Raw genomic sequence first — 7,077 nt, forward strand, 5'->3', positions numbered from 1 at the left:
TGAAGGCCAAATCGCAGGCGATGATCACATTGAAAACGCTGATCATCAACGCGCCAGAGGAACTGCGCGCAGCACTCGAGCAGATCAAGGGGCCAATCACCCTGATCCGCCACATTGCTGCACTCAGACCCGGAGACATGACGTCACCAGCCGCATCGGCGAAAGCGTCGATGCGAGCAATTGCGCGCCGCTGGCTTGCGTTACACGAGGAGATCCAAATCCACGAGCAGGAGCTCGAGCGCATGGTTCGAGAAAAAGCGCCGAAACTTATGAAAGCGCATGGCATCTCGACAATGACCATGGCCGAAGTGCTGATCCTTGTCGGCGACAACCCTGAGCGCATCAAATCCGAAGCAGCCCTCGCAAAGCTATGTGGCATATGTCCCATCCCAGCCCAGCCTCAAGCGGCAAGACAAACCGCATGCGTCTGAACCGTGGTGGAAACCGACAGGCTAATGCCGCCCTTTACCGCGTGGCTATCGTTCGGCTGCGGGATCACGCAACCACGAAAGCTTATGCGGTCAGGCGGAGAGCGGAAGGCAAAACACCGTGAGAAATCGTGCGCTGCGTGAAGCGATACATCGTGCGCGAAATTTACCGCCATCTCTGCGTGCCAGGCGCCGACCGTACCGCTTGACAGATATAGGAGCTTCAACGCCGTGGCCGAGAGCTTCTTCAATCTTCTGAAGCGAGAGCGGATACGGCGCAGGACCTACCGAACACGCGAGGAGGCAAGGCAGGACGCGTTCGACTCCATCGAAATGTTCTACAATCGCAAGCGCAAGCACGTCAGGAACAGGATGCTGTCGCCCGTCGAGTTCGAACGGCAGTAGGAAACGTAACCCGAGGGTGCCCACAAAACTGGGGACTATTCAGTTTTTCAGGCCCCGTGGTCCAGCCTCAGGGCGCACTCAAAAGCGGGTCGGTTCTCGACGAAAATCAACAGGCAGCAGGCAGGAAAAGTTGCCGAAAAGATGTGCATTTAAACCACTGAATTGCTTATAAATAATTAAATAATCTATGTTTTTGGCGCTCTGTGGGCTGTTTTCGGTAGGTCATGGGCGCCAAGCGGCCGATACAGCCTAGCCTGAATTGCCTCTGCTGTAGAGGAGCAATTTGGGAGTGATCCTCCGGTCTCTAGCTGCGAGAATCGTAGCCGAAAAGAAACAACATCGTAGATTTTCGGGACGTCTTTGTAGGCGGCGATGCCTGCATCAACAGTGACGGTTGCACACCAAAGAGAGCGGGGCCGTACGAACTCTCGGTAGGATGTGAAGGAAGCTCCATTACACGCGGTCGTGCAATTGAAGACCTCTTAACGGGAGGAGTTTGTATTTTTATTATGAAGGGTGGTATTAAAATACATAAATATCACACTCCGATTAATTGAGGGAGTTTTTCCCGATGGCAGCTACGGAATGCAGCCGGGATTATCGAGGTAGATCGATAAACATTCGATAGCCGTAGACCTAATACCTGCAGAAATTCGACTCTGCACAAAATTTATACTTGCCGAAAAATTGATCTTTTCTAGTGTATTATGACTATGGTTCGTGGAGCTGTTCAGCTCGCAGCAAAATGGGAACGTCCGTGAGAATGAGGAAAGGCTTGCTGGCCGTTGCGTTGGTGTTTCTGGCCGGATGCAATGACAATGAGGGGGCAAAGGTGGCGGACGCGGGGAAGTCCCTTTTTACGCCACCCGATACGCTGACAGGACCGCCGTCGAAGCCGGATACGTCAACGGCACAGCCATCAAAGCCTGATGTGACCGTGGCTGCTCCCTCCGAGGCCGAAATATTCGCCGCTGTCGCTCCTCAAGACAAGGTCTTCGAGGATACGAACAAATACGACACAACGATTTCCGGGGCGATCGAGTTGTCGAAGGTTACCGAGGAGACCTCCGTTAAGCGTCACACTTTGAAAATCGACGGCGTCGACGTACCTTATACGGCGCGTGCGGGTCACCTTATCGCTTATGCGACAGATAGCTCAGGAAGGACTGCGGTCAAGCTCGCGGACGGAGGCACGCTGCCGGGCAAAACGCCACAAGCGGCTATCTTCTACACGGCATATACGCGGGATGGTCTTCCCAAAGACAAGCGGCCGATAACCTTTCTATGGAATGGCGGCCCTGGCTCCGCCTCGATCTGGTTGCATATGGGGTCCTGGGGGCCAATGCGCATCAAATCCGATGCACCAAGCATTCCCGAGCAGTATTATCAAAAACAGCCGGAGACTCTACCTTTCGTGGAGAATGATATTTCATTGCTGGACCAGTCGGACATCGTGTTCGTTGACCCGCCTGGCACCGGTTTTTCGACGGCCATTGCTCCTCTGGCAAATGGCGATCTCTGGGGCACCAGCATCGATGCCGAGGTCGTTGCCAATTTCATAACCAGCTATATCAACGCCAATAATCGCCAGAGTTCGCCGAAATATCTGTATGGCGAATCCTATGGTGGCATCCGCACGCCAATCGTTGCCAATCTGCTTGAGCAGGCAGGAACCAGCAATTATGTGCCCGATCCCTCCGGGAAGCCGCCGCAAGTACTCACGGGTTTTATCCTAAATTCACCGCTCGTCAATTATGGCACCAACTGTGATATGACGCAATTGACAGGAGTGGCGGGTTCCTGCGCTGGCTATATTCCTTCCTATGCGATGGCCGCTGATTTCTTTAAGAAATCGACGCTGCGGGGCAACAAGACACAGGAAGCATATCTTGAGGACTTGCGGAGCTTTACTCGGAATTCGTTTATGAAGGAAAACCAGACTCCTCAAGAGAAAGCGGATCTCATCAGAAAATTGTCGTCATATACCGGATTGTCAGAGTCCTTGTGGACACGGTTTCCGAATATGGGACCAGATACTGTACGCGCCAATCTTGTAAGCGGCTTCCAGCTTGGCCGGTATGATGCCCGAATGAAATTGCCGAATTCGAGCTCTTACGAAGCGGACGCTTACATCGACACTGCTTTCTTGAGCAGATTCAAAACCTATCTTCCCGATTTCGTAAACTACAAGAATTTGCCGACTGGAGAGAGTGCGGAAGCAAATACCGATTATCAGCCTATGAATTACGGTCCCCTTTCGTGGAAAACCTTTTTTAGTGGGGAAACAAATTGGGCCTGGAAACGGACCGGAAGCACGATCGACTATCCGGAAAGCGTTACAGACATCCAGGCTGTTCTTACTGCCAATCCCAACAGCAAGATTCTTGTTCTGCATGGCTATGAGGATGTTGCAACACCCGGCTTCCAGACCGAGCTCGATCTGAAAAGTGCCAATCTGCTGGATCGCGTGCCGGTAAAATGGTTCGAGGGGGGGCACATGACCTATAATACCGAAAGCTCCCGCGCCCCGCTCAAAAGGACCATCGATCAGTTCTATGGCACGCCAGCCGTCGATTTTCTTGGATTGTCGGCAACGAACCAAGCCCTCCGATTGTCGGCAGGCAGCCAGGCGAGCGCCATTCAGATGGTACAATAGAAGTTGCAAAGGATCGCAAAGATGAAAAAGCACCTTCGCCTGTTTGGCGTGGCTCTTGGCGCCGCTGTAGCGCTAGGCGTCTACTCCGGCCCGGTTTTGGCTTATGATGATATGCCTAGGCCTCCGGCCGGTGCCCTGAAAGGGGCCCCTGAGCCACCACCGACGGAAACTGCGGCCCAGCAGCAGGTCGAGGAGCAATTGCGCAGGCGTTTCAGCGCGGCAAGCGGCAACGGCAATATCCTTACCTTGGAGCAGGCCAAAGCCGCCGGTTGGGGCTTTGTCAGTGATAACTTCGCCAAGATAGACCGCGACAAAGATGGCTATGTCACTTTTGAGGATATATCGAGCTTTGCCACTGCGCGAACCCCGCAGCGATTGATGAAGCTTCAGCGCGCTCAGCAAAAACAGCAATAGCCACCGAAGCGTTTGAAAAACCCAATATTTCCATTCTCGGATTGGCTGCCAGCGCCAATCCGATAGCGGCCGATCGCGCTCTCAGCTTCCCACCCCGATGTGGGGATATCGGCGTCGGCGGTCAGGCGATTCTGTTTCGAGGGGCGAATGTCAACGAGGGCACATTTACTGTTGATCACGGCGCTTGCCGTATCCCTGAGCGCCTGCAATTCGCAGGACGAGGATTCGCAGGCAACGAGTACTCCCCTATTCGAACTGCAGGCTGACAGTTCTCCCCCACCCGCTACGGCGACCGATGCCATTCCTCCAGTGGTTCCGGTTCAGCCACCTGAGCCGCTGCCGGGAATAGGCAAGCAGTTCGATATCTCGCCGACGGGAACACGCTATCCAGAACTTACGTCCCTCTACCCCGGTCATCTGGGTCCTCAAGTCGAGGATGGAATGATCCTGCCTTGGCTGTCCAGGCGCGCGCCCATCAAGACGTCAGTTTGGATACAAACCGATCTGGATACGGATGGCAATGAAAAGAAGGACAGGATTGCTCTACGCGTCGTACAACCCGCAGAGGTGGCTGAAGGCCTGAAGACGCCGGTGATCGTGAGGCCTTCGATCTATTATGAGGATCCGACGTATCCGGCCGCGCGCGGACCTTTTCTTGGCGAAGACCAGTATCTGCGCATGGGGTTCACAGTCGTATATGCCGATTCAATCGGCTCGAACGACTCCGATGGCTGTCCCTCGATCATGGACGAGCCCGAGCGCCGAGCCATGGCCGGTGTCGTGCGCTGGCTCGTCAACGATCCTCAAGTGCTGGGCCGCGACGAAAACGGAGCAGTGGTGCAGGCGACCTGGTCGACCGGGCATGTCGCCATGGAGGGCGTTTCCTACGGGGGGACCTTGCCGACCATGACTGCCGTGACGGGCGTGACTGGACTCGAAGCTATCATTCCCGTGGATGGAATCAGCAACGCTTATGATTATTTTTCCCGATACAATGGTGTGAATCCGCTAGATACAGTTGATCTACCGGGTTATGCTGCTACCGAAACCTCAACGGCGAGGAAAAATATTTGTGCGCCCTTGGCCGAGAAGCTTGAGGAGAGTTCCGATACCGAGACATATGCTTATAACGACTTTTGGAAAGACAGAAATACGCTATCTCTAGCATCGAACATAAAGGCCGCTACGCTCATTGCACACGGTCAGAGCGATAATAACGTAAAGACAAAGAATTCTGTTCAGCTCTATGAAACGTTGATGCAATTGAAAAAGCCAGTTCAGCTTTGGTTTCATAGCCGGGATCATAATGATCCGGCATGGCAGAAGGAATGGCAAAAGCAGATTCTGCTTTGGTACACACGCTATCTTTATGGCGTCAATAACGGTGTCGAAAGACAGCCGACCTATGTCCGGGAAACGCCGGCCGGCGACCTGACCGCCGGAAACCTCATCAATAAAGATCCGAACGACGCCTCCAATACATTGGGCGGCCATTGCCATTCGAAGTCTTATTCTGCGCGCGACTGCATTCCCACGGGGGAGTTCCTGATTAAGGAGAATGTATGGCCGGCGACGATTGTGGCATCGTACTCCATGCGGCAACCCGACGCGAGCACCGGCGCCATCTTGACGCTGGATGGTCCCGGTCTGGGTGCTAATCAGGTCGCTGTCTTTGGTGTGGCGGGTAATAGCAGAATGTTCGAAACGGCCCCCTTTGTCGATGCCGCCCGGTTCGCAGGCACGATCAAGGTGGACATAACCGCAAAATTCGCTGCGGGCATTCCCAATCTGAAAGCTCTTCTTTACGTCGACGGCCAACTGGTCACTTACGGCTGGGCTAATCCGCGCTTCTACAAGGGGTTGGAGAAAGCTGAAACACTCGAAGAGAACACAGACTATCGGTTTTCTCTGGAAATGATGCCCCGTGACTTCAAGGTTTTGCCGGGCAGCAAGATCGCCGTGAAAGTTGAAGGCTATAGCTATGGGACGACGGGCGGGGTACGCCAAACAACATTGGATCTATCAAAAACGACCGTGGATATGCCGCTTGTTCCAAGAGAAGAACTTGTGTCAATCGCCGTACTGAAGTGACATCGATTCCGACAAATGCTTCCCTATAATCTGCCACGGCTCGTCCTCCTGCGATGAGGATCGGCTCGGCCCGCCCGAGCAACCCTCGGACGCGCAGTGTAGGGCGAGCCACCTCATCGACAGAGGAGGACATATGATCTTACATTGTAAATCCTATGGGTTCTCTTGATGTTGAGGCCCCCAGCCCTCGCGCTGGAGCATGACATGGACACGCCTGTAGCCATACCGGACCCGTGTCTGGCAGATTTCTTTGATCCGAGTTGCGATGCTGGCCTGGTCGGGTTTGCGTGACCGGTAGTGGTAAGTCGAGCGATCAAATTCCAGGGCACCGCACACCCTGCGGATCGAGACGTTCCACTCCGTACAGATCACGCTTACCAGCTTGCGCTTCCGCCCAGGCCTTAGGAGTTGTGGACTCTTGGGATTCCCAAGAGTGGGGGATATGTGATTCAAAGCTGTCTTTTGGAGGCAGCGATGGGTGTTTTGGACCGTCTGATTCTACGCGACGATCAATGGGAGCGTATTTCGGCGCATATTATCGGCGATGAACGGACGCGCGGTTCGTCTGGTCACGATAACCGGATGTTTGTGGAAGCGGTGTTGTGGATCGTGCGCACCGGTTCGCCCTGGCGTGACCTGCCCGAGGTCTTCGGTGAGTGGAACAGTGTCTTCCGTCGCTTCAGCCGTTGGAGCCATAAGGGTGTATGGTGGCGCATCTTCACGGCGATGTCGGACGATCCGGACTTCGAGTATCTGATCGTTGATTCCACCATCATCCGTGCCCATCAGCATGCTTCGGGCGCCAAAAAAGGGGGTCTGAAGATCAGGCCCTTGGCCGTTCTCGCGGCGGCCTGAGCACCAAGATCCATATGGCTGTCAGAGGTCTTGGCTGCCCGGTGCGCTTCACCCTGACCGCCGGCCACAGAGGCGATTGCCCCCAGGCCTATGCCTTGATCGACGGCTTACCCGCCAAGGTCGTGATGGCCGACGCCGCTTACGACGCCGATCGCCTGCGCCAGGCAATTGCAGACAAAGATGCTGTGGCTGTCATCCCAAGCAACCCGTCGCGGGCTCGAAAATACC

At 54.6% G+C, this 7,077-nt stretch carries 5 protein-coding genes and 3 pseudogenes; 7 read left to right on the plus strand and 1 reads right to left on the minus strand.

The features are described 5' to 3' along the window. From ACTJKX_RS37515 to ACTJKX_RS37540, 6 genes and pseudogenes are all read left to right on the plus strand, one after another. A partial coding sequence (locus ACTJKX_RS37515) for a transposase (RefSeq protein WP_440728439.1) occupies window positions 1–431 on the plus strand: 431 nt, incomplete at its 5' end. Continuing rightward, entirely contained in the window at window positions 422–553 is a 132-nt protein-coding gene (locus tag ACTJKX_RS37520; protein ID WP_394315641.1) for a hypothetical protein, read from the plus strand. The genes ACTJKX_RS37515 and ACTJKX_RS37520, both read left to right, overlap by 10 nt. A gap of 100 nt (window positions 554–653) precedes the next feature. After that, window positions 654–833, plus strand: a pseudogene (locus ACTJKX_RS37525) (IS3 family transposase); the annotation flags it as partial. Between the two features lie 775 nt (window positions 834–1,608). After that, window positions 1,609–3,489: a S10 family serine carboxypeptidase-like protein gene (locus tag ACTJKX_RS37530; RefSeq protein ID WP_394315642.1), complete on the plus strand. Its 1,881-nt coding sequence runs from the start codon at window positions 1,609–1,611 to the stop codon at window positions 3,487–3,489. Window positions 3,490–3,510: 21 nt separating this feature from the next. Further along, on the plus strand, window positions 3,511–3,903 hold the full coding sequence (locus ACTJKX_RS37535; protein ID WP_394315643.1) for a hypothetical protein: 393 nt from the start codon (window positions 3,511–3,513) through the stop codon (window positions 3,901–3,903). 147 nt (window positions 3,904–4,050) lie between these two features. After that, entirely contained in the window at window positions 4,051–5,994 is a 1,944-nt protein-coding gene (locus tag ACTJKX_RS37540; protein WP_394315644.1) for a CocE/NonD family hydrolase, read from the plus strand. Window positions 5,995–6,140: 146 nt separating this feature from the next. Here the strand turns inward: ACTJKX_RS37540 and ACTJKX_RS37545 are convergent. Continuing rightward, window positions 6,141–6,399, minus strand: a pseudogene (locus ACTJKX_RS37545) (IS3 family transposase); the annotation flags it as partial. A 69-nt stretch (window positions 6,400–6,468) separates the two neighbouring features. Between ACTJKX_RS37545 and ACTJKX_RS37550 the strand changes: the two are divergent. Beyond that, window positions 6,469–7,077, plus strand: a pseudogene (locus ACTJKX_RS37550) (IS5 family transposase); the annotation flags it as partial.

It is taken from the genome of Labrys sp. 22185 (genome assembly GCF_052045555.1).
GTDB classification, from domain to species: domain Bacteria; phylum Pseudomonadota; class Alphaproteobacteria; order Rhizobiales; family Labraceae; genus Labrys; species Labrys neptuniae.

Excerpts from the sequence above, each read along its gene's own strand:
- ACTJKX_RS37520 (WP_394315641.1), top strand. The coding sequence starts at position 422 with ATGCGTCTGAACCGTGGTGGAAACCGACAGGCTAATGCCGCCCTTTAC.
- ACTJKX_RS37540 (WP_394315644.1), top strand. The coding sequence starts at position 4,051 with ATGTCAACGAGGGCACATTTACTGTTGATCACGGCGCTTGCCGTATCC.
- ACTJKX_RS37535 (WP_394315643.1), top strand. The coding sequence starts at position 3,511 with ATGAAAAAGCACCTTCGCCTGTTTGGCGTGGCTCTTGGCGCCGCTGTA.